The sequence below is a fragment of the Streptococcus sp. SC1 genome (genome assembly GCF_030272855.1).
Classification (GTDB): Bacteria; Bacillota; Bacilli; order Lactobacillales; family Streptococcaceae; genus Streptococcus.
This window is the reverse complement of sequence record NZ_JAQCMU010000005.1, coordinates 112,374-136,449: the sequence shown is the minus strand read 5'-3', so window position 1 is coordinate 136,449 and position 24,076 is coordinate 112,374. Positions and strand designations below refer to the sequence as shown.

At 44.4% G+C, this 24,076-nt stretch carries 18 protein-coding genes; 3 read left to right on the top strand and 15 right to left on the bottom strand.

The genetic code is table 11. The features are described 5' to 3' along the window. The first annotated feature begins 242 nt into the window (after nucleotides 1–242). The gene (locus tag PAN94_RS08215; protein WP_285875448.1) at nucleotides 243–473 is read left to right on the top strand and encodes a DNA-dependent RNA polymerase subunit epsilon; all 231 of its coding nucleotides are present in this window, start codon (nucleotides 243–245) and stop codon (nucleotides 471–473) included. 3 nt (nucleotides 474–476) lie between these two features. Next, a complete protein-coding gene (gene rnjA, locus PAN94_RS08210; RefSeq protein WP_125371596.1) occupies nucleotides 477–2,159 on the top strand; it encodes a ribonuclease J1 in 1,683 nt (560 codons plus the stop codon). Between the two features lie 28 nt (nucleotides 2,160–2,187). Here rnjA and PAN94_RS08205 read toward each other — a convergent pair whose 3' ends face one another. The 15 genes from PAN94_RS08205 to PAN94_RS08135 form a co-directional block, all read right to left on the bottom strand. Further along, on the bottom strand, nucleotides 2,188–2,934 hold the full coding sequence (locus PAN94_RS08205) for a DNA alkylation repair protein (protein ID WP_239192584.1): 747 nt from the start codon (nucleotides 2,932–2,934) through the stop codon (nucleotides 2,188–2,190). Next, nucleotides 2,918–3,505: a TetR/AcrR family transcriptional regulator gene (locus PAN94_RS08200; protein WP_187421751.1), complete on the bottom strand. Its 588-nt coding sequence runs from the start codon at nucleotides 3,503–3,505 to the stop codon at nucleotides 2,918–2,920. The genes PAN94_RS08205 and PAN94_RS08200 overlap by 17 nt, the downstream gene beginning before the upstream one ends. Next, the gene (locus PAN94_RS08195; protein WP_187421752.1) at nucleotides 3,498–3,917 is read right to left on the bottom strand and encodes a VOC family protein; all 420 of its coding nucleotides are present in this window, start codon (nucleotides 3,915–3,917) and stop codon (nucleotides 3,498–3,500) included. The genes PAN94_RS08200 and PAN94_RS08195 overlap by 8 nt, the downstream gene beginning before the upstream one ends. A 103-nt stretch (nucleotides 3,918–4,020) precedes the next feature. Further along, a complete protein-coding gene (locus PAN94_RS08190) occupies nucleotides 4,021–4,425 on the bottom strand; it encodes a GNAT family N-acetyltransferase (protein WP_187421753.1) in 405 nt (134 codons plus the stop codon). Between the two features lie 140 nt (nucleotides 4,426–4,565). After that, nucleotides 4,566–8,162: an LPXTG-anchored beta-N-acetylhexosaminidase StrH gene (gene strH / locus PAN94_RS08185; RefSeq protein WP_285875492.1), complete on the bottom strand. Its 3,597-nt coding sequence runs from the start codon at nucleotides 8,160–8,162 to the stop codon at nucleotides 4,566–4,568. 401 nt (nucleotides 8,163–8,563) lie between these two features. Beyond that, nucleotides 8,564–13,324 carry an endo-beta-N-acetylglucosaminidase gene (locus tag PAN94_RS08180; protein WP_285875447.1) on the bottom strand — a complete coding sequence of 1,587 codons (4,761 nt, stop codon included), beginning with the start codon at nucleotides 13,322–13,324 and terminating at the stop codon, nucleotides 8,564–8,566. A gap of 235 nt (nucleotides 13,325–13,559) precedes the next feature. Further along, a complete protein-coding gene (gene dnaJ / locus PAN94_RS08175; protein ID WP_045497925.1) occupies nucleotides 13,560–14,693 on the bottom strand; it encodes a molecular chaperone DnaJ in 1,134 nt (377 codons plus the stop codon). A gap of 270 nt (nucleotides 14,694–14,963) precedes the next feature. Further along, nucleotides 14,964–15,182 carry a hypothetical protein gene (locus PAN94_RS08170; protein WP_285875446.1) on the bottom strand — a complete coding sequence of 73 codons (219 nt, stop codon included), beginning with the start codon at nucleotides 15,180–15,182 and terminating at the stop codon, nucleotides 14,964–14,966. 23 nt (nucleotides 15,183–15,205) lie between these two features. Beyond that, nucleotides 15,206–17,029 carry a molecular chaperone DnaK gene (gene dnaK / locus PAN94_RS08165; protein WP_285875445.1) on the bottom strand — a complete coding sequence of 608 codons (1,824 nt, stop codon included), beginning with the start codon at nucleotides 17,027–17,029 and terminating at the stop codon, nucleotides 15,206–15,208. A gap of 338 nt (nucleotides 17,030–17,367) precedes the next feature. Beyond that, nucleotides 17,368–17,934, bottom strand: a complete 567-nt coding sequence (gene grpE / locus PAN94_RS08160; RefSeq protein WP_285875444.1) for a nucleotide exchange factor GrpE — start codon at nucleotides 17,932–17,934, stop codon at nucleotides 17,368–17,370. Between the two features lie 38 nt (nucleotides 17,935–17,972). Next, on the bottom strand, nucleotides 17,973–19,007 hold the full coding sequence (hrcA, locus tag PAN94_RS08155; RefSeq protein WP_061910670.1) for a heat-inducible transcriptional repressor HrcA: 1,035 nt from the start codon (nucleotides 19,005–19,007) through the stop codon (nucleotides 17,973–17,975). 196 nt (nucleotides 19,008–19,203) lie between these two features. Continuing rightward, nucleotides 19,204–19,752, bottom strand: a complete 549-nt coding sequence (locus tag PAN94_RS08150) for a ClbS/DfsB family four-helix bundle protein (protein ID WP_285875443.1) — start codon at nucleotides 19,750–19,752, stop codon at nucleotides 19,204–19,206. A gap of 12 nt (nucleotides 19,753–19,764) precedes the next feature. Beyond that, nucleotides 19,765–20,379, bottom strand: coding sequence for a GyrI-like domain-containing protein (locus tag PAN94_RS08145; RefSeq protein WP_285875442.1), 615 nt, complete (start codon nucleotides 20,377–20,379; stop codon nucleotides 19,765–19,767). Between the two features lie 60 nt (nucleotides 20,380–20,439). After that, on the bottom strand, nucleotides 20,440–21,339 hold the full coding sequence (locus tag PAN94_RS08140; protein ID WP_285875441.1) for a helix-turn-helix transcriptional regulator: 900 nt from the start codon (nucleotides 21,337–21,339) through the stop codon (nucleotides 20,440–20,442). A gap of 328 nt (nucleotides 21,340–21,667) precedes the next feature. Next, nucleotides 21,668–22,540: a mechanosensitive ion channel family protein gene (locus PAN94_RS08135; protein ID WP_285875440.1), complete on the bottom strand. Its 873-nt coding sequence runs from the start codon at nucleotides 22,538–22,540 to the stop codon at nucleotides 21,668–21,670. 205 nt (nucleotides 22,541–22,745) lie between these two features. Between PAN94_RS08135 and sstT the strand changes: the two genes are divergently transcribed. After that, the gene (sstT, locus tag PAN94_RS08130) at nucleotides 22,746–23,921 is read left to right on the top strand and encodes a serine/threonine transporter SstT (RefSeq protein ID WP_285875491.1); all 1,176 of its coding nucleotides are present in this window, start codon (nucleotides 22,746–22,748) and stop codon (nucleotides 23,919–23,921) included. Nucleotides 23,922–24,076: the final 155 nt, after the last annotated feature.

The following is a 24,076-nucleotide window of genomic DNA, read 5'->3' as shown; positions in this document are numbered from 1 at the left end:
AGCAGCGACAAGGGTAGAGAGAGGCAGTCATTTGGTTACCCAGATTGTCCTCAAAGGCTTTTCTGAAAATCTCCACAAGATTTTCTCGGCTATGTCTTTTACTAAAAGCTGGTTTTATGATATAATTGGTTAGAATTATATCGAATCAAGGTCAATCTACTACTCATAAAACTGAATAAAAGAAAACAGCTGATTAGCTGTCGTTTTCTGTAGCTTGATCGTGAAAAATGGAAGGAAACAAAATGATTTACAAAATTTTTTATCAAGAAACAAAAGAACGCAGCCCACGCCGTGAACAAACACGTGCCCTTTGCTTAGATATAGAAGCAACCGATGAATTAGAAGGTCGCATCAAAGCCCGCAAATTGGTCGAAGAAAAGACTCCTTACAATATTGAATTTATCGAACTCTTGTCTGACAAACATTTGGAGTACGAAAAAGAGTCAGGCGCCTTCGAATTGACGGAGTTGTAACCTATGGCATATAACTTAAAGAAAGAAGAAGTTGGTGTTTTCGCCATCGGCGGTCTGGGCGAAATCGGTAAAAACACCTACGGAATTGAGTATCAAGATGAAATCATTATCGTGGATGCCGGCATCAAGTTCCCAGAAGACGACCTGTTAGGAATTGACTATGTCATTCCCGACTACTCTTATATCGTAGAAAATATTGACCGCGTGAAAGCTGTCCTCATCACCCACGGGCACGAGGACCATATCGGCGGCATTCCTTTCCTGCTCAAGCAAGCCAATGTTCCCATCTATGCTGGCCCTTTGGCTCTGGCTCTCATTCGGGGCAAGCTAGAAGAGCATGGACTTTTGCGTGATGCCAAGCTCTATGAAATCAATCAAAATACAGAGTTGACCTTTAAAAATCTGAAGGCGACCTTCTTCCGCACAACCCACTCTATTCCAGAACCTTTGGGGATTGTCATTCATACGCCACAAGGCAAGATTGTCTGTACCGGTGACTTCAAATTTGACTTTACACCAGTCGGTGAGCCAGCTGATTTGCACCGCATGGCCGCTCTGGGCGAGGAAGGCGTCCTCTGCCTCCTGTCTGACTCGACCAATGCTGAAGTTCCGACCTTCACCAATTCCGAAAAAGTAGTTGGGCAGTCTATCATGAAGATCATCGAAGGCATTCATGGACGGATTATTTTCGCTTCCTTTGCTTCAAACATCTTCCGCCTCCAGCAAGCTGCTGAGGCTGCTGTCAAGACTGGACGTAAGATTGCGGTCTTTGGCCGCTCTATGGAAAAGGCTATTGTCAACGGGATTGAGCTGGGCTACATCAAGGTTCCCAAAGATACCTTTATCGAGCCAAATGAACTCAAGGACTATCCAGCTGGCGAAGTGCTGATTATGTGTACCGGAAGTCAGGGTGAGCCGATGGCAGCCCTGTCTCGGATTGCCAATGGTACCCACCGTCAGGTTCAGCTCCAGCCTGGAGATACAGTCATCTTCTCATCTAGCCCTATCCCTGGTAATACGACCAGCGTGAACAAGCTGATTAACATCATTTCCGAAGCTGGTGTAGAAGTGATTCACGGTAAGATTAACAACATCCACACCTCTGGACACGGTGGTCAGCAAGAGCAGAAACTCATGCTCCGCTTGATCAAGCCTAAATATTTCATGCCAGTCCATGGTGAATACCGTATGCAGAAAGTCCATGCAGGTCTAGCCGTTGATACTGGAGTACCAAAAGACAATATCTTCATCATGAGCAATGGTGATGTACTGGCTCTGACAGCTGACTCAGCTCGTATTGCCGGCAGCTTCAACGCTCAGGATATTTATGTTGATGGGAACCGCATTGGTGAAATCGGAGCCGCTGTCCTGCGCGATCGTAAAGACCTGTCAGAAGACGGTGTGGTACTGGCTGTCGCAACGGTTGACTTCGAGTCCCAGATGATTTTGGCTGGCCCAGATATTCTCAGCCGTGGCTTTATCTACATGCGCGAATCAGGTGATCTCATTCGCCAAAGCCAGCGCATCCTCTTCAATGCTATTCGCATTGCCCTTAAGAATAAAGATGCCAGCGTCCAATCTGTCAGCGGCGCTATCGTCAACGCCTTGCGGCCTTTCCTCTACGAAAGCACCGAGCGCGAACCGATTATCATTCCGATGGTGCTTACACCAGATGAAGACAACTAAAAAATAAGCTTTGCTAGACTAGCAAAGCTTATTTTTCTGCTTTATTTTTTGTTCGCGAAGCATGCTTGATAATCCAAGCGCAACTCGGACTCAATTCTTCCTTTTGCCAAGCTTGAATGATACACTCAAACTTTTCAGGATCTTCTTTATATAAATCATTCAGGTTATTCGCGACACTTTTTCTGATTGATTTATCCGCATTATCCTTTAGATTCCTTAAAATAGCGGTAAATTCATCAAAATAATCTAAGACCACAGTCTGCTTCTTAGCCCAAGGCAGACGGATTCGCATACACTCGCTGGCTAATCTACGGACGCGCATATTCTCGTCTTTACTCCACTCTAACAGTAAATCCATCGTAGCTTTAGGAAAATTGGCCAGTAAGGGCCGCATAGAAAATTCTCCAGTAAATCGCTTGGTTAATTCCTTACTGAAGGCTGCACTCAGATCAAATTCCTGACCTCCGTAAAATTCTACGTATTTGCCAATCGGCCACAACCAGTACCCCTCTGAGAACATCCCCAGGCCGCCCTCTAACTCCGGACCAAGTATCTGCTCAAAAACCTTCAGAGAATCAGCATAAGAAAGCGGCAAGCATTCTTTGATACTCTTTGCCAAAAGCTCTTGACGCTGAGTAAATTCCAAAGCCTCTAAGTCGCTTTCAACTAGAGACATAAAATGCTGAGCTTCAAACTTATCTGTGACTTCTTGCAGGCGACGGCTCAAGTCCTCCGCATAAACCAAATCATAATAATCTTTAACCTTTTTCGCCATGATTTTTAAATCCCCTTAACAGACTTTTCACTGCTTCTCTGACTTCTGCTTCTTCCTCTTTCTCAGCCAGAAAAAGAGACAATTCATTCAAGGCACCTGAAATCATATGAGCTGCCATATCCAGATTAATAGAGATAAGTCTTCCTTCTTTAGATAAAATGTCTAATTGTTCTCTCAAATGAAAGAAAGAATTAGCCTCGTCCTGACGACGCCACTCTTTCCACTCAACGACATTGGGACCATCAAGCAGGAGAATACGTTTATTTTCGGTCAAGGTCGCAAAACGAACAAAAGCAACACAGCCTTCCATCAACTGCTCCCAAGAATCGTGTGCTTCCAGGGCGTTTTTTTCTACATAAGATCCCAGTTCGAATTGAATTTGTGCTAGTACGGCGGTAAATAAAGTTTTCTTATTCCCGAAATGATGATAAAGTGCGCCTCTTGTCATTCCCAACTCATCTACAATTTCTTCCAAGGAAGTTTCTGCATAGCCCTTTAAAGAAAAATGTTTCCGTGCGATAGCTAATATTTTCTTGCTTGTCTCTAGAGAAGCCTGCTGCTTTTTATTCATCTTCACTCTCCAAATAATTTGCCGCAAACTCAGCACTAGGTGGAATGACTTGAATGACATCAACCAAAACAGAACCCGGCGCTTTCACAATGAAATGGCGCTGACCAAAATCTTCACTCTTAATGGGAAGAAGGAACTCCATTTCTCCTTGCTGACGCAATTCTTCATAAAGACAATCCACATTGTCAACTTCGATATTGATGATTAGGCCACTCGCCTTAGACTGGTAAGCTTGTGGCACTGTCCCATGCTTACTATCAATAAAAGCAAGCTCAAAACCACTCTTGATATTCTTTAAACTAATATACCAATCTGAACGGAAGGTTTCCTGAAATTGGAAATGCTCAATAAAAAATTGTGCCGCTTGATGGACATCTTCGCTCATTAAAACGGGGTATAAACTGGTAATCATTTGTTCTCCTTTTCTTAAACTTTATTTTAACATACATACCGAATGTATGCAAATAACTATTAAAAAACAGAAGCCAAATTGACTTCTATCTATTGAGAATAGCTCACTTTAACCACTTGATGAAGTGGTATTTAGTCACACCTCTTTGGGGTACATCTTCCAGACTGGCATAGATTTCATAGCCTTGCTTGACGTAAAAATCCCTGGCCTGATAAGATTTGGTGGACAAGGTGATGCTACTGACTCCCGCTTTCTCAGCCTTTTCTTCTAATTCTGCCAGCAGACTAGCTCCCAAGCCCTTTTTCTGATGTTCCTTATCTACTACTAAGGCCTTGATATGGATATTTTCCAACACTTGATGGGCATGGAGCAAGGCAATTAAGCGCCCTTCCTCTTCACGTGTCAGATAATAATCTTTGGGCTCAAGTTCTTCAAGCCTAGCTGCCCCAAAAGAAGCCTCATATTGCTCCTTGAAAACTTGCTTGATAAAGTCTTGAAATTCTGTCATTTCTTGCTCCTTTCAGAATCCTTATCGCATTTTCCTAAACCGATATAGGGAAATCCTACTTGCTAAACCAAGTACAATCGGGCTCAGCTATTTAACACGCCAAGCCCGAATGGTAGATCATAGATAATCCGTCAGAAGGATTATTGCTCCTTTTTCTTGCTTCCAACTAAGCCTAGGAAGGCCAAGACAGTGCCTAGTAAAGTCATCGTCCAAGCTGATGATGTCCCAGTTTGAGGAAGTTTAGCAGCCTTAGAAACAGCTACCTCTGAAGATTTAGCAACCTTTGTCTCAGCTACTTTCTGCTCTGCTGAAGGCGCTGAATCAGTTGGAGTTGCTGGGGTTACTGGGCGCTCAGCTGGCTTATCTTTGGCAAGAGGAGTCACTGATGGAGCAGGCTGAACGATCGGCACTTCGATTTGACCAAGACTAGGTTTCGTTTCTTTAGTGCCCACTTCTACTAGCTCATCCACTGGTGCTTTAGAAACGGAAGACTCAACAACCTTTCGGCTGCCATCTAGCGCAGATACTTCCACTAGATTCATTTTTTCGCCCTTGCTTCCTGTCTGAACAACTTTTCGTTGGCCTTTTTCAAGCTCTGGATTCAATATTTCTTTTGTCTCAAAAGCAAGCTCTTCTGTTTGGATATCCAGATATGGCTTATCTTCAACTAAAGCAGCTTTCTCATCCTGAGCTGTGCTGCCATTGTGGCTAAGTGGCTTCAGATTTTCACGCGCAGCTCGAAGTTTAGCGACCAGTTTATCTACCTCAGCCTGTTTATTTCGATTCAATTCCCAGTCGATATCATCTTGGGCAGCCTTCAGACTAGCAACAGACTCTGGCGTATAGATGCTCAAATCGCTAGGAACCTTGGCCAATTCATCTCGGATAGACTCATAGTTGGCCTTGAAGTAATCTTTATTGTGATCAGCAAATGCAGTCATCAATTTGAAAATCTCTTCTTCCTTGTACTCAGCCTGTGGTCTATCTGCCCAGACAGCAAGCATGCTGCCGACTGTTGGGAGAGATACTTCTGGATACTTGGTAGACGCTAGTTGGTTAAATGGTGTCTTTTCAGTATTTTCAAGTGCTTTCTGTAAGAAACCACCACCATCTTCCGGTTTTTGCCCTAAGATATAGTACCAGTCCCCATTGGTATTGAGGAATTTATAGCCCTTGCTTGCTAGATACTGAGGTGATGCAAGGTTGTAACCCCACCATCCCTTAGACCAGTAAGAGATCAAGACATCCTTGTCAAACTCAACATCATCCTTGTCTTCATAGTAGAAGCCATCGTTGAAGGCCATTGGCTGAAGGCCTCGCTCTTTAGCCATAGCAGCAAGCGTGTTGGCATATTCTGCAAACTTGCCATAGAGGTTGTAGTATTTCAGATAATACCAACCCTGAGCATTGGTCGCATCGTTGGCATACTCATCTGTACCATAGTTGAAAATCTTTGATTTTCCTGCAAAGTAATCCATGTACTTGCCAATCAAGGCTTTGGTGAAAGCTTTTGCTTCTTCATTTTCCAAGTCCATAGTGGTCTTAGAAAGATTGTCAAAATAAGCCTGCGGGTTCTGAATGCCTAATTTTTCCATAGCCACCAAAAGAGCGTCCATATGACCAGGGCTATTGAGCGCTGGAATCACCCCGATTCCCTTTTGTTTGGCATAGCTGATCAACTCATCCATTTCTTTCTGGCTCAGAGCATTGCCATTTGGATCATCGTAGTAGGACTTAGTACCTTCAGTGATAGCTTCCTTGACTTGGTCACTCTGGTAAGTCTTCCCATTGGCCTCAATGGTCATATCGTCCAGCATGAAGCGCATACCGTCATTTCCGACCAGCAAGTGCAAATCAGAGTAGCCCAACTCACTAGCCTTGTCGACAATTCTCTTAAGCTGATCTAGCGAGAAGTATTTACGGCCTGCATCAATGGAAATGACCTTGCTCTTAGCTACTTTTTCACGGGCTGCTTGCTTGTCCAAAATCTTTTGGTAAGCTTCTGTTGGTTTGAGATTTTCACGGGCCGCTTTTAGCTCAGCAACAGCCTGATTGATGGTGTCTTGTTGCGCGCGGCTCAGGTTTTCATCCAAGGCTCTGACCGCTTTTTCAGCTTCCTTGAGTCGAGCAATACTTTCCTCTGTATATTTAGCTGCTAAGTCACTTGGAATAGCTTTTAATTCTGCAGCTGCATCTTGGTAATTGGCCGCAAAATATTCTGCATTGCGATCCGCAAAGCGACGCATCAATTTATAGAGTCGGGATGCAGAAAAACGAGCAGAAGGCTCATCAGCCCAAGCAGCTACCATGCCTCCCATAATCGGAATATCTGCCCCCTCTGATTTAGGAACGCTGGTAATTGGAGTGGAGGCAATTCCTTTCAAGCCTTGATCCAAATTGTACCAGCCTTGGCCATCCGCATTGCGCCCCAAGACATAATACCAAGCATCATTGGTATTCAAGATTTGGTGGCCTTTTTCAGACAAAAGTTTAGAAGAAGCTACATCATAGCCACCCCAGCCACCAGTCCAGTAAGAAACAATAATATCCTTGTCAAATTCGCCAAAAGTTTGGTCAGAATTATAGTAAATACCGTCATTAAAGGCCATTGGCTTCAAGCCATGACTCTTAACAATTTTAGCTAGGTCATTGGCATAAGTGATGAATTTTTCGTAGCCCTTTTCTGGATAACCTTCTCCTGGATAGTACTTGTCTGCTTGTAGAACCTGCCATCCCTTAGCATTGGTTGCATCATTGGCATACTCGTCCAAACCAATATTGAAAATGTCCGTCTTCCCTGCAAAATAGCCTGCATATTTGTCAATCAAAGCCTTGGTGAAATCAATAGCTGTCTGATTATTTAAGTCAACTGTCCGTGCAGATTCCTTGCCAAAGTAGTTAAAGTTTGGATTTTTAATTCCCAACTCCTTCATAGCATGCAAGATAGCATCCATGTGACCAGGGCTATTGATGGTCGGAACGAGACCGATACCTTGCTTTTTAGCATAGTCAATCAAGTCCGTCATTTGAGCTTGCGTCAAGTGATTGCCATTTGGATCATTGTAATACGCATTGGTTCCTTTTTCAATGGCTTTCTTGACATCCTCACTGGCATAAGTCTTATCACCAACAGTCAAGGACATATCATCCAATTGGAAGCGTAGGCCATCATTCCCCACCAGCAAATGCATGTCCGTGAAGCCAAAGCGTTTCGCCTTGTCTACGATTTCCTTCAGTTGCTCAGGGCTAAAATACTTACGGCCTGCATCAATCGAAACCATTTTCCGCATAGCCAGCTTTTCATCGACCTGACTAGCTTTCTCCGTTTTAGGAGTTTCACTAGGAAGAGTTGCCTTTGACTCATCAGAATTTATGGAAGCACTTTCTGTTGTAGTCACTGATTTTTCAGCGACTGTTTCTAGTTTTGGCTCCTCTGTTACTGGTTTTTCTGCTGGAGCCTCTGCTGCCACAGCTTGAGGCTTAACTTCCTCACTATTTTCAGCAACTGCTTCTGGCAAGGCTTCGCTGCTAGCCTGGGCTTCCACAGGAGCAACTTCCTGCCCCCCTTCTCCCGCACTGGCTACAGCCGGTCCTGTCGTAGCTACAAGACTTGTAGGTGCTGCTTGTACCTCGTCAGCTGAAACGACTTGTCCTGCCAAACAAAAGCCGACTAAGACAGATGCTGCCCCGATTGAAAGTTTCCGAATAGAAAAACGTTGCTTTCTATTAAAGATCATCATAAAATCTCCTTTTAAAATGTTCCGCCTCTTTATGCAAGCGGTTTCTTCTTCTATTATAGTGTATCCCCTACCTTTCATCAATATTGTCTCCGCGAGATTCTATAGTTAAATGACAAATAGATTAAATCTAGAGCCATATTTTTATAAGGTAAATCGTTACTAAAACAGATGTCAAAATTGCCTAGCTATTTTGCTCTATTCATCTCGTTTGAAAGCCTGAGGCAAGCTAGATAAGCCACCAAAATCAAAAAAGAGAAGACTGAATAGTCTTCTCCAAGTTTTCCTGCCACCGCTGCCAAGAGGAAACTCTAGCTTCCTTTCAGGGCAAGAACATTTAACTTAATCTAAGATTAACGATTTGTCAAGCTTACTTTTCTAAACTGGACAAAAGCGCTAAATTATTGGTCTTCTTTTTTTCGTGTGAATAGAAGCCAGCTAGCAACGAGGGCTAAAAGTCCTGATACAGTAGCCAAAAGGCTAGTAGATGTAGCTGTCTTCGGAAGTTGAGCTGTCTTAGGAGCCTCTGCTTGCTCTGGTGAAGCTGTTGCCAAGCCTGATTCCTTAGAATGTGCCAGTGGTTCTTGCGCTTTCTGACCTCTTTCAGATTTTTCAGCTTCAACACTTGGTTTTATTTGACCTAGCTCTAGTTTTTCGACTTCATCACTTGGTTTTGTCTGACCTAGCTCTGGTTTTTGTCCCTCAGTTGCTGGTTTATTTTCCCCTGCTGGCTGATTAGTTTCTGGTCCCTGTGGTTGACTTGGTTTTGGAGTTTCTGCTGGATTATCTTGCCCTGGCAAATCACTCTTTTCAGCCTTGTAAATCACAGCATAGTGAGCAAGGTGAGACGCTGTGAAGACAACTGTATCACCGACACGCTCAAAGTCAAGAGGCTGGCCTGGCTGATTGTCTACAAAGGAAAGAACTTGCTCGACTTCCTTGCCAGCTTCTACAGGGATTTTAACCAGACTAGTGTGCTGAGTAGCAACGTTGTGCCCGTCTTTGTCCACTCCTGCCACATCATAAACCTTACCAAGTCTACCATCCAAGGTTTCTTTTTCGGCAGCATTTGGCTCAACAACTGCTACTTTCAAGCCCTTGATTGGAGTTAACTCCTTGTTTGAGAATTGAACTTCCACACCTGTAGATTCATCTACAAATACAGCTGGCTTATCTTCCTGAAGCTGGGCAATGAGCTCTTGCAGAGAGGCCTTGGCAGTTTCAAGTGAGGCTGGTGTCACTTCAGCTGAAGCCAACAAGTCTTTATTCTTGCTCAACAAGCTGAGGAGAGCGTCGCCTGACGGATGGTTTGGTTTTTGTTCCAGCAAGGTCTGCGCTTCTTTGCTTAAAGTATCCAATTCAGCCGTCTTGTCCGCAAAATTCTTGCGTCCATCCAGAGCCTTAAATGCCTGAGTCAGTTTTGCTAGACTTTCATCGACTTGGTCCTGCGTGCTCGTATCGTGGTCTTTTAGAATTTGCTCAGCAGATGCAATTTCCTTGAGCAAGGCTTCTTTGACTTCTGGAGTCGCAAAGCTAAAGTCAACCTTGTTTTGAACACTCGCTGTTTCTGCTAGCTTTTGCTTCAGATATTCATCGTTCAAGGTTGGTTTTGGTGATACAAAGACATCGTACGTTGTCGTCACACCACGATAGTTGACCGAAATAGTTTGACGGCCTTCTTTGTGACTATCATAGCCTGAGACTTGCACACCTGCTTCATCAAAAGTATGCTCTTCGGTCGTTTCATCATCAAAGACCAGACGGAAACGTCCTCCTGTAGTCTCAAGGCTTTCTCCCACGATATAGTCTGTCTTAGGTTTTTCGATTACTTCTAGGCCTACAGGAGTCTTCTCGCCTGCTTCGCTATGACTAACGACAAAGACCGTCAGCACTTGATCCAGTTTTTGTCCCAGATAGGACAGTTGCAAATGCTGCTCTCCTAGCTTAGATGGATCATAGCCCGTCACTTCCACCCCACTGTTTGAAAGTTGAACCAATTGGTCTGGCTGGCCATCCTTAAAGCTGACACGAATTGTACCACCTTTCAGAGACAGAGCATCTCCTTGACGATAGACTTTTCTTTCTGGCGCTGTTTCAAGCTCAACCTTCGAAATTTCCTTGTCTTCTTTAGGCACTTCAATAGCTAGTACATTACTAATATCTTTACCAGCTACTTGTGAGCGGTAATACAAGAGGCTAGGGAGTTTAGCAAAAGCAAGTGGTTTGAAGATGAGATTGCCGTCTTTGTCCGCCGTCATAGTTGCAATCGGTTTTGTCGCATCGCTGCTGTCATAGAGGGATACCGTCGTCTTAGCTGGTACATCTTTGAAGCCTACTTGGACATATCCATTTCCAAGAACACGCGCAGCAGCATCTTTCATCGGCACGTTAACTGTTTCCGTATCCAAACTTTCATACATCTTCCAGTTGTAGATTCGGATTGCCCGCCACGGAGTTCCATTGTCGGCTGTAATGACATCCAAACGCCAGTCTTGTGCTCGAATTGGCTTATCCAAAACGATATCTGACACATGATCTTTATTGCCACGAACGGCCTTGGCTAATTTCCACTCGCCCGCCTCATCCTTATAATACAGGTCAAAGTCGCGTGTATTCATCTTGCCGTCGTCAACAGACTCTCCGCCTGCACCAGCATGCTCCATAACCCAGCGAGTCACTGTCCGAGGCTGAGTCAAACGAATATCTACCGTACCACTAAGTTGGGCGGAAGACCACTTGTCTGACAAACTGGTAATGGTGCCATTCAGCATTCCTTCGACGCCTTCGCTACCATCCGCATCAGAGAAGGTTGTACCAATTACTTTTGCACCCAACACCACATTTTCTGCCAAAGGTTTTGGCAAGCTTGTATCAGAAACCTGCATCCCCCAGTCAAAGTCAACTGTCCCAGCATCTGAACGCAAACCATTCTTTCCTACTGCAACGACTTTCAACTCTTGCTTGCTGCCCTTGGCACTAGCTGAACGGCTCACTTTAGCCAAATAAGCGGATGTGCTAGAGGTTCCTGCCACTAGACGCCATTGGTCGCCGTCTTTCTCGTAGATTTCGTAGTAATCCGCATCTGCACTGCCTTTAAACTGTAGTAAAGCTTCTGCTTCCTGCGCATTTTGAAGACGCTTAGCCTTGACCACCACATCTTTTGGTGCAGCTGGCTTCTCTTGATTAGAATAGATGGACAATTGACCTAGGTTAAACTTATAGTCCTTGACATCCTTGTCATGGTCGAAGTACATTTTCACGCCATAAATGGTTTTACCAGCTAATGAAGATAAGTCAAAGGTCTCTGTCTTCCAGTCCTTGCTCGGACTGAGTTCTTTCCACTCGTACTCAGAATAGTCTGGCTTCGTCGCAAGTGCCACCCAAGTGCTTGTTCCTTGGCCACCCTTATGGGTCAGGGTCAGCTTGGTCTTGTCACTAACTGGAATCTTGGTCGAGTAGAGCATGACATTCTGGTTGCTGTTTGCAGCCAAGTCACCCTCAAAAGCCAGTGAATTTCCGCCGTTGTAGGCTTCGTCAAAGTCATAGCGTCCTTTGAGCGGTGCACTGCCTTCCGCATGTCGGATCCACCAACGCCAAGTCGGCAAGAAACCAGACACAGAACGATAGTTCCACTCGCCGTCTTTTGAGACTTTCCCATCTACAAACCAACGTTTTCCGTGTCCTGTATTAAAGGAAGTATTAAAATCAGGCTTGGTGATAGCTGTTTTATCAACCACCAAGTTGGACATTCCATACCAAGATTGGTCTGCTGGTTTGCCCTTGCTAGGATCGCCTTGGAAGCCTGTCCAGAAGTAGTTTTCATGAGTATGGTAGCCCTCACCCGTCTTACCTAAACCAGTGATCGTATCAGGCGCATATAGACCTAGAGACAGACGAAGTTTGCCATTTTCATCCAAAATCGCATCCCAGTCCACATTAGTCTTGTAAGAACCACCCTTTTGCAGCTCTATCCCCGCCAAAACATCGTAAGGATCCCGTTTGATCCATTTTGCCGTACTGATGGAATAGTCTGTCTCTGCCTTGCCCCAGTTAAAATTGGCAAAGAAGGTGTCCACTGGATTTTCTCCATCTTTAGGCTGCATAAATTGATAATTATATTCGCCAAGGGCATTTTCATGGTAGCGACCATATTCGTAGGTCATGGCATCATACCAAGAATATTTAACGGGGTAATTCAAAGAACGTGCGTACTCTTTGGTATAGAGCAAGAAGTCACGCATTTTGGGACCAAGTGGCTCTACTTGGCTACCTGTCGTTTCCTGGTTGATAAAATAGCCATCATAGCCATAATATTTAGCCAATTCGACTAATTTACGGGCAATTGGGAAGGTCTTTGAGCCTTCAGAATCTTCTTTCAAGGCTTCTGCAAAACGTTCTTGATCCTTAGCACTTGACGACCAATTGAAGAAGAGAGTCCCGTAGATTGGCACACCATTTCTATGGGCCGCATCAATAACATCTGGCGTCGGAACTAAACCATCCCAGTACACCATAGAATGCAAATATTGCCAGTAATCGAAAGCATAGGCCTTGAATTCTTCCCCACCAATAGAAGCATGATCCTTAGCTTTAGAGTTCATATTAGACAGAGCCTGTACTTTCGCTTCTGGATTGGCTTGTTGGTTGATTTGGTGTCCCTGATAACGCTCAGCCAGAGGCACGCTAGCCCGGTTGATTTCATCATCTTCACGAGCTCCTGGCTTCCAGTCAAGCAGTTCTTGCCAAGTATCAAACTTGATTTCTTTGGGTTTGAGCTTTTTATCTTCTTGACTTGGTAAGTCCTCTACGACTTTTGTCTCTTTGCTGGCAGGTGCTTCTTCCTTGACTTCTTTTTCCTTGCCAGCCGTTACTTCCTTGCTCTCAGCTACTGGAGTCTCAGAAGCAAGAGCTTGCTTTTCAGCTTCTGTCGCCAGACCTTGGACAGCCTCGACAGGTGCTTCACTGACTTTCGTCTCTTCAGTTGCCACTTCTGTCTGAGCTTCCTCCTTGGCAAGGACGCTAGTAGTAGCTTGTGAGGCTGCTGGGCTAGTTTCTTCTGCTAAAGCATGACCAGCTCCAAACAGCGCTATTCCGACCAAAACAGAGCAAACGCCTAAACTCAACTTACGGATACTAAATCTTTGTTTCTTATCAAATTGCATTTTTACCTTAACTCCTTCTCTTCTTTTCTTTTTTCGTGCACTTGCTGCCTCCTCCCTGGTCGCTCCTTTCAAAAGGTAATCGCTTACACTTTTGCATAAAAAAAGAAAGATTCACTTAAAATCATTCTACCTTGCGCGAGCTTGCCTTGTCAATTCATTCTATCTTGTCCTATAAATAGAGATTAAATCTCTAAAAATAGTACAAAAAAAGAGAGATAGTCTCTCTTTTCCCTCTTTATTCCCCTTCAAAGACATCTTTCATCTTATCAAAGAAGCCTTTCTTCTTAGGGCTCACTGTGATGTCTCCAGCTGCCGCAAAATCCTTAAGAGCCGCCTTTTGACGGTCATTGAGGCCTGTCGGCGTTACGACATTGACAGTGACATATTGGTCACCTACACTTCCATCGCGCAGATTTGGTGCTCCCTTGCCACGCAGACGGAAACGTTTGCCCGTCTGGGTTCCTTCTGGGATTGTCAGTTCAACATTTCCATGGACAGTTGGGATTTCCACACTGTCACCCAGAGCTGCTTGCACAAAGTTGAGGTTGAGCTTGTAGTAAATGGTAGAACCGTCACGTTCAAATTTATCGCTTGGCTCAACGTTCACCACTACATATAGGTCTCCGTAAGGACCGCCATTAAAGCCTGCCTCACCTTGTCCCGCCAAGCGAACTCGTTGACCTGTTTCCACACCAGCTGGAATTTTTACATGAACGCTATGCGCTTGCTTTTCATGTCCTGTTCCATGGCAGGTTTCACATGGACTTTTGATTTCTTGTCCGCGACCATGACAGACGTCACAGGTTACTTGACGACGCATCATACCTAGTGGTGTCTGAGTATCGACGTTAATAACACCAGAGCCGTGACAGCGACCACAAGTTACTGGGCTAGTTCCTGGCTTAGCACCTGAACCATGACAAGTCCGACAGCTAGCTTCACGATTGTATTTCACTTCTTTTTCTGTACCGAAAATAGCCTCTTCAAAGCGGAGATTTACCCGATACTGGAGATCGTCTCCTTGACGCGGAGCGTTTGGATTACGAGTCGCGCCACCGCCAAAGAAGCTAGAAAAGATATCTTCGAAGCCACCAAAACCAGAGCCATCAAAGCCACCGAAGCCGCCTGCACCGCCGCCAAAGCCACCATTGGCACCCGCCGCGCCATATTGGTCATAGGCCGCCCGCTTTTGCTCATCGCTCAGCGTTTCATAAGCCTCCTGGACTTCCTTATATTTATCTTCCGCCCCAGGCTCCTTATTGATATCTGGGTGATATTTTTTAGATAATTTCCGATAGGCTCTCTTAATCTCATCCTGAGAAGCATTCTTAGAGACACCTAAACGATCATAAAATTCAGTATTGTTCATTTAAGATACCAAGAGCGAACAGAAAGCGACTGAAATTTAGGAAACCGACAAGAAATCCTGATTTCTTAGGAGGTTTATCTAATTTCCAAGCTTTCCGCTCGGGTTCAATTACGAACACCCTTGTTCCTTTCTGTTAATATTGCGGAACGAAACCTCGATTTAGATAGGGTTCAGTTCCTTTCTAACTTAGTTTAAAGAAGGACCAAAAATTTACGTTCCAACTCTTTTTACCGAAAAACAGAGGCTGGGTTGCAACCTCTGTTAAAAAATTTATAGATAGTTCCTCAACCAATCTGGCATAGAATCGTCATCAAGACTCCAAGATTCAATCTCATGTTCATCCTCACTCCAGACATTTTCATCACCATCAAAAAATTTACTGCGAGAACACTTATATTTTACAACTGTATCGCCTTCTAAACGATATTCATTCCAGTAATAACTCTTTCCGTGTCCCTTCCACTCATTAGTAGTGTAAATAGTGGGCATAAACTCCCCTCCTATAAATTATTTTACTTCTCAGTAAACTCTCCGTCTACGACGTCATCGCCTGCGTTTCCTGTTGCTTGTGCGCCTTCTGCTCCTGCTTGAGCTTGTTGTGCTGCTGCGGCTTGTTCGTAGAGTTTCACTGCAAGGGCTTGAGCTTTTTCGTTCAACGCTTCAAGTTTTGCTTTCATTTCGTCCAAGTTGTTGTCTTCTTGAGCTTTCTTAAGGTCATCAAGGGCAGCTTGTGCAGCATCACGTTCTGCATCGAAGCCTTTGCCTTCAGTTTCCTTGATTGTCTTTTCAGTCGCAAAGATAGCTTGGTCAACTTCGTTACGAAGATCAACTTCTTCTTTACGTTTCTTGTCTGCTTCAGCGTTTGCTTCTGCATCTTTCATCATGCGGTCGATCTCTTCGTCTGTCAAACCTGAGTTAGATTGGATAACGATTGTTTGCTCTTTTTGAGTTCCAAGGTCTTTGGCCTTAACAGATACGATACCGTTCTTATCGATGTCAAAGGTTACTTCGATTTGTGGGATACCACGAGGTGCAGCTGGGATATCTGTCAATTGGAAACGTCCAAGAGTCTTGTTATCTGCTGCCATTGGGCGTTCACCTTGAAGAACGTGGATATCAACGGCTGGTTGGTTGTCCGCTGCAGTTGAGAAGACTTGTGATTTAGATGTTGGAATAGTAGTGTTGCGATCGATGAGTTTTGTGAAGACGCCACCCATTGTTTCGATACCAAGTGACAATGGTGTCACATCAAGAAGGACAACATCTTTGACATCACCAGTGATCACACCACCTTGGATAGCCGCACCCATGGCAACCACTTCATCAGGGTTAACTGATTTGTTTGGTTCTTTACCAGTTTCAGCCTTCACAGCTTCTACAACGGCTGGGATACGAGTTGAACCACCAACAAGGATCACTTCGTCGATATCTGACAAGCTCAAACCTGCGTCTGAAAGGGCTTGACGAACTGGAACTTTTGTACGTTCTACAAGGTCACGAGTCAAATCGTCAAATTTCGCACGAGTTAAAGTCATTTCCAAGTGAAGAGGTCCAGCCTCACCAGCAGTGATGAATGGCAAGCTGATTTGTGTTGAAGTTACACCAGAAAGGTCTTTCTTAGCTTTTTCAGCCGCATCCTTCAAACGTTGCATTGCCATCTTGTCAGTAGACAAGTCAATACCATTTTCTTTCTTGAATTCTGCTACCAAGTGGTCGATAATCTTTTGGTCAAAGTCGTCACCACCGAGTTTGTTGTCCCCTGCAGTTGCCAATACATCAAAGACACCGTCACCCAATTCAAGGATAGATACGTCAAATGTACCACCACCAAGGTCGAATACCAAGATTTTTTCTTCTTTGTCAGTCTTGTCCAAACCGTAAGCAAGAGCCGCCGCAGTTGGTTCGTTTACGATACGCTCTACTTCAAGACCAGCGATTTTACCAGCATCTTTTGTTGCTTGACGTTGAGCGTCGTTGAAGTAAGCTGGAACTGTGATAACTGCTTTGGTTACTTTTTCACCAAGGTAATCTTCAGCATAGCCTTTCAAGTATTGAAGGATCATAGCTGAAATTTCTTGCGGAGTGTATTCTTTACCGTTTGCAGAAACTTTTTCAGAAGTTCCCATCTTAGATTTGATAGAGATTACTGTATCTGGGTTTGTTACTGCTTGACGTTTTGCTGCATCACCAACGATGATTTCACCATTTTTGAATGACACTACAGATGGAGTTGTGCGGTTTCCTTCTGGGTTTGCGATGATTTTGCTTTCAGTTCCTTCAAGAACCGCAACTGCTGAGTTTGTTGTACCTAAGTCAATACCGATAATTTTAGACATGTGTTTTTCTCCTTAAATTTATTTTCTGTTTTTCTTTTTAATACTCTTCTTAGGTGGCGGCGCCGTCAGAGCTTGACTTCGTCAATCTCTTTGACTAAACTTTGAGCCTAAGTCTCAAAGTTTGCGCAAATAACGCCACGGCGAAGAATATCGTCTTTGGTTCGCTTCGCTCACTGTTGCAAAGCTGAACAATTTTTTATCTTTCTTCATAGTTTAGTGTCGTTTCGGACAAGGTTTACGCAGTAGCTGATTGGCAGTTCACTTCGCAAACGCTCGTGACCAGCCTAATCACCCTTGCGGGGGTGCGTCAACGAAATCACAGATTTCTGACTTACCGCCTAATTATAAACAACCACCATTGCTGGTCTTAGAATGCGGTCATGGAGTTTGTAGCCTTTTTGGAAGACTTGTGCGATAGTATCAGCTGGATGTTCATCGTCTGCTGGGAGAGTTTGGATGGCCATATGGTAGTTATGGTCAAATGCTCCGTCCGCTGCGATTTCTTCAATTCCTTCTTCTTTCAAAGCATGAATCAGGCTTTCTTGTACCATTTCCAAGCCTTTTTTGACATCGTCTGTCAATCCTTCGACGGCAAGCGCACGCTCAAGGTTGTCCAAAGAAGGGAGAATCGCTTTTGCCAAATCTTGGCTACGATAGCGTTGCAAGAGTTGGCGCTCTTCATTGGCACGACGTTGGATATTTTGCATTTCTGCATGAGCGCGAAGGTATTTATTTTCAAAGTCTTCTGCACGCTCATTTGCTAGTTCTAGTTCTGATTTTTCTGGAGTAGTTTCATCCGCTTCTTTAGCGGTTTCTACCTTTTCTTCTGTAGTTTCTACAGCTTCTTCAGCAGCTTCTACCACTTCCTCTTCTTTTACTTCTTCGTTTTTTGTTTCCTCAGACATTTTTCGCCTCCTTTTTAGGAATTTATGTAATTTCATGTTCAACTCACCTCATAATGATTGCTACTCAGATATCGGTAGAAATCTGTGAGTTTCATAGTCAAGACTCGATTGACAACATTGAGTTGACTGACCACTTTTTGGTAATCCAGATTGACTGGACCGACCACTGCCAGCATACCAAAGCCCCGATAGGGAATTAAAAATTTACTGGAAATCAAGGTTAGATTGGCCAGACAGTCCTCTTGGCTAGCTGCGACTCGGACATTTTGCATCTGATCCTCAGCTAGACTATCACGGATTTCAAAAGCCACCTTCTGACGATCATCAAAGAACTGATAAGCCTCAAGATCCGCAAAACGTAGCAACTGGACTTTGCCAGCTACAGCTACTTTTTCCGAAAACATCTGAGCAAAAATATGCTCAAAGAGATCGAGAACATTGTCCGTCGTCGTAAAGTAACGCTGGATAATCTGCGGAATCTCCGTCCGAATCTTGTAGTGAATATCTAAGACCGTCTGTCCCAAAAAGCGCTCCTGAATCATATCCCTCAAGCGCAGTAGGTCATCCTGGAGAAAATTCCTAGGAATCATGAACTGACTGGTCAGTGTATTGGACTCATCCAGAGTAAAGACAGCTAAAGCTGCGTGCTGGCTAATAACAACGATATCAAAAGCCGTCAGCCGTTGCCGACTAGGCTCGACGTCAAGAGCTACAACCGTGCAATCACTCAACTCTGCCAAGACGTCCGCTGCCCGCTGCAGGATATCCTCCAGCTTGAAGAATTCTTGGTCGAAAGCTTTGACAACCTCGTAGAGCTCATTTTCCGCCAGCTGATCAAAGGTCAAGGAATGACGGACAAAATACTGGAAACCTGCTACACTGGGCTTGCGCCCACTCGATGTATGAGCCTTTTCTAGCAACCCTTCCTTTTCCAAGGCTGCCATATCATTCCGAATGGTGGCACTCGAAGACTGGATAGACTCTTGCAAGGCTTTAGAACCGACAGGCTCATGCGTCTTGGTAAAGATATCAATAATTAGATTTAAAATCTCATTTTGGCGTTCTGTTACCAAGGACCTCACCTCTCTTTAGAAAATTTCCAGCCACTGGCGAGATTTTATTTTTTATATTTAGCACTCTAACACATCGAGTGCTAAGTTATGATTCTATTATACACTCTTAAAAATGAATGTCAAGACAAAAAACCAAAAAATTAGCACTCTTTTTGCAAGAGTGCTAAAAATCAGTCTCAAGTCCTAGAAAACTTTATTAGATGGGATTCATTTTACAATTCTTTTGATGAGCTTTAAGCTTTTTCATAGCCCAATCATAGTGACTGGATGTGGCGCTGACAAAATAAGAACCCAAAGTCGTTCCGCCTGTCCATTTATAAACTCCCTTGGAAAACAATTCTTCATTGGTTAAGGTTGCGGCTAGGTCCAGGACAGCTTTATGTGAACTAGCCAGTAAAGAACTTGCCTCCTCAAGAGAGGTCTGCTGGTGCTTTTCCCAAAATGCGACATTCATCTCACCATAAGTTCTCCAGTTGTAGGGAGCTGGCAAGAAGGACTTCTCTTCTCCCCTTTGATTGGCCTGCACCCAGTTGAGCAGCAACTGGTGCCATTCATAAAGATGGATTAAGACATCCCTCAGATTCCGATCGCGCTTCCAGTGGGCTTCTTTCTTTTTCTCATCCTTTGAAAAATCAAAGGGCCTCGCCAACTCTTCTGCTGTCATGTTCGAAATGAGCAGATTCAGTTTTTCGAAATTTTCTGTAGCTGCAGCCAGCAAATCGTTTTTTGTTGTAGGTCTTGGCATGACAAATTCCTCCTATCTGACGGAATACCTTAAGATGGTTTTCAACTTTTCTTCTGGTGTCCTATTTTTGTTGCTCAAGTAAATCTCTCTGTGAACTTGGTCGCATCTTTCCAGTCCCAAGCTGTTTGCCAGCTCATCCATTTTCTCAAAAGAGGCCGGCTCACTGTCATAACTTCCTACGTGTAATACCTGAATGGCCCGCTCCTCTGGCAATCTTTGAAAACAAATGTCGTCGTAGAGAGGATTAGGCTTTTTCTTGCGGACATTCTCAAGCGCTGCCGCAAATATATCCTGATCGATGACATTAGGCTGCTGAATCATGAGCTGATAGCGAAGTCGACTTTTATCGAAGCCTTCCCCAGCAGCTTTTTCCCAGATACCTTCCAAAGGATAAACCGTGAAATCCGTCACCTTATCCTCCGCCTCATCTTTCATCATGGATTTAAAGAGCATTTTTATGGAATAGGCCAGTGAATAAAGGTCAGATACCCGCTCAGAGAAATCCGCTTCATTGGGGTCACCCGCTCCTTCGATTACAATGAACTGTTGACTCGGCACCTCTACTAGCTCTGGCTTTTGCTTGGCTCCATAAAGGCCTTTCTCGCCCTTTCTCCATTCATATTTCATCTTGCTGCCTCCTTTTCTCTTCTTACCATTAGTATACAAGAAGATACCTGACACCCTATGTCAAGTTTTATATTTTTCTGCCAGCTGATGAATCATTTCTTTCATTTTCACTCGGATTTCAGAAGGATCTAAGACCTCCACAGCGTCTCCAAAGGATAGGATGTAACTATATAGACGGTGGTCATTGGGAATGTCGATTTCTGTGTACAGATTTCCTTCCGCATCTGCCCGAATGTCTCCGCTTAGTTCATCATAAACCCTGAAGGCTACTTTGCGATCAAACTTGACTGTCAGTTTAATGGTATTTTCATAGGTCAGTTCTTTTTCCAAGACGACATCTTCAAAGCTGTCCTCAAATCTCTCCTCCAGCCGCTCCAAATTTTTCATCCGAGATAGCTTAAAATACCTGAATTCCTGTCGCAAGAGGCAGAAAGCATAAAGATACCAATTCTGACTTTTAAAGAACAAGCGTACAGGCTTGACACGGCGATTTGTCTCCCGCTCATCACTAGCAAAGTAAGAAAAAGAAACAAGGTGCTTGCCTAGAATTGCAGTTTTCAATTGATGAAAGGTTTCTTCATATGCTGTATCATTTTGCCAGTGATTAAAATCGATTTCGATCCAGTTGGGATTTTTAATTTGAAAAAGTGCCGAAAGCTTTGTAAGTAGGTCACTCTGGTAAAGCTGGCTGGTGCTCTCCAGGCCTTGCAGGGCAGCCATGATCTGCTCTTTCTCCTCCGCTGTCAGCAGAGACTTCCGCAAGACAAAATCCTCTGCGATTTCTATGCCGCCACCCTTTCCTTGCGTGGTATAAATCGGAATCCCAGCGCTGCTTAGAGAGTCCACGTCTCGATAAATGGTCCGGACCGAGACCTCAAATTTTTCGGCCAGCTCCGTTGCAGTTACTTTTCCTCTCTCCAAAATATAGTACAATATCTGAAATAGTCGATTATTCTGCATGCCTGCTCCTTCTCCTCTTCCTATTATACAATACTTGCCATAGCATGTCATATTTAGGCAGGTTAGACCTAGGATAAGCTGTAATGAAAAAGAGAGTGGGACAGAAATCGGTAATTCGTTAGAATTCGATTTCGTCGTCCCACCTCCGCACAGTTGAGTAGGGCTGTAAAAGCTGATGGAATCAGCCTAGTAGAGCCCACTCAACCACTGCGTCTTGCTCGACAATCCAAAGACAATTGAGAGGCTAGGACTTTCGCCCCAGCCTCTTTTAGTGATTAGAAACCTTATTTCCGATAGATGTTGTTTGTCTTTGTTTCCCTGACCACTACTAAGCTTTACCATTATTTCCCGTGACAGGAGCAAATGTTGGCAAAGCCACCCCCTCTTTTAGCAGGGCTTCATGGTAGAGCTTGTAGAAAACATGGTACAGACTCGCCTGCATACCGCTTGCAACGATTAAACTAATCCGAAAGTAAAACTGCCCGCTCGCAGTCATTTGCGGTCCCAGAATATCAGGTTCCTTCAAAACTTCTGGATGTTCAGGCACAGCTTCCTGATTGACAGCAGCGATAATCCGATAGATCTCATCCAAATCCGTCTCGGCATAGATAGGAATATCAATCAAAACCCGCATATCGCCACGAGAAAGATTGCTGACAACGGTGATATTTCGGTTAGGCACAAAGTGAAGAGTTCCGTCCGCATCGCGTACCTGCGTAGTCCGAATCCCGACACTGACAACTATCCCTGCAATCTTGATAGCACCATTGGTCAAACGGACATTGTCCCCTACATCCAACTGACGCTCTAAGAGAATAAAGAAACCGTTGACTAGGTCAGACAGAAAGCCCTGCGCTCCCATCCCAATGGCCACACCAGCAATCCCTGCCCCAGCCAAAAGACTTGAGACTGGCAAGCCCAAAATGGATAAAATCCAGTAGAACAAGAGAAAATAAAGTACATAATTGAGTAAATTCTCAATTAAGCGCATAATGGTCTTTTGCCGAGCTGCATCCTGCCGAGATAGTTTCAAAGATGGCGCAATCAGTCTAGTCACAAAAAGATGGAGAATTTTCTTAGCCACCCAAAATAGTACACACAAAAAGACCAAGGAGACGAATTTTGAAAACACATCATCCAGAATAGCTGACCAGTCGAATTGCTGGAAATAGCGTGTGAAAACATTCCCATTAGCTGTCATTCTTTCCTCCTATGAGATACAAAAATCTTATTCATTATACCACAAAGGGCGACAGATAGGCATCAAAGCACCCTTATTCCGCATAGCGAATACTAAAAAACATTGATTTTATACGACCACTAGAATATAATGGAAAGCAGTTTATTTTAGAAAGGAATCTACTATGTTTCATCGAATTCTTTCTGCTTAGAATCGTGCCAATCTTATCAAACGGATTTCTATTGGGATTGTCACAGGCGCCCTGCTGGCCCTCATCTTTCCACAAGCCAGCGCCATTAGCCTACTCGACCAAATCTTTGTCGGCGGTCTAAAAGCTATCGCACCACTGCTCGTTTTCACCCTCGTTGCCAATGCCCTCTCTCAGCACCAAAAAGAGCAGAAAAGCAATATGAAAACCGTCATTATCCTTTATCTAATCGGGACTTTTGCAGCTGCCCTTGTCGCTGTTCTTGCTAATTATGTCTTCCCTGTGACCATCGAGCTGACCGCAGCTAGCTCGGAAGTCAGTCCACCAGAAGGCATCGGCCAAGTTCTGAGCAATCTCCTCCTCAACCTTGTCGATAATCCGATCAACGCTTTGACCAAGGCCAATTATATCGGCATTCTGTCTTGGGCAGTTGTCTTTGGAGTGGCCATGCGAGAAGCAAGTCAGCAAAGTAAAGAACTTTTGAAAACACTGGCAGATATTACTTCGAAGATTGTCGAATGGATTATCAATCTGGCTCCCTTTGGTATTTTAGGGCTGGTGTACACGACCATTTCTGGCAAAGGATTTGAGGCACTTAAGAGCTACGGCATGCTCCTGCTCCTATTACTAGGTTCCATGGCTCTTGTTGCGCTGGTCGTTAACCCCTTGATTGTCTTCATTATGCTTCGGAAAAATCCTTATCCACTGGTTTGGCGCTGCTTAAAAGTCAGTGGCGTCACTGCCTTTTTCACTCGTAGTTCGGCTGCCAATATCCCTGTTAATATGAAACTTTGTCGAGATTTGGGTCTTAATCCCGAAACCTACTCGGTCTCTATCCCACTCGGTTCTACTATCAACATGGCAGGGGCTGCAGTGACAATCAACACGCTTACCCTTGCAGCGGCCAATACACTGGGCATTCAGGTGGATTTCGGAACAGCACTGGTGCTCAGTATCGTTGCGGCCATTTCTGCCTGCGGGGCTTCTGGAGTGGCTGGAGGCTCGCTTCTCTTGATCCCAGTGGCTTGTAGCCTCTTTGGCATCCCAAATGATCTGGCCATGCAAGTCGTCAGCGTTGGCTTTGTCATCGGTGTCATCCAAGACTCTTGCGAAACTGCCCTCAACTCATCCACAGATGTGCTTTTTACAGCTGTTGCTGAAATGAGCACCTGGCCCAAAGAAAAACGTTATTAAACAAAGTACTGAGGCTGGGACAAAAGTCCTAGCCTCTCAATTGTCTTTGGATTATCGAGCAAGACGCAGTGGTTGAGTGGGCTCTACTACGCTGATTTCATCAGCTTTTACAGCCCTACTCAACTGTGCGGAGGTGGGACGACGAAATCGAATTC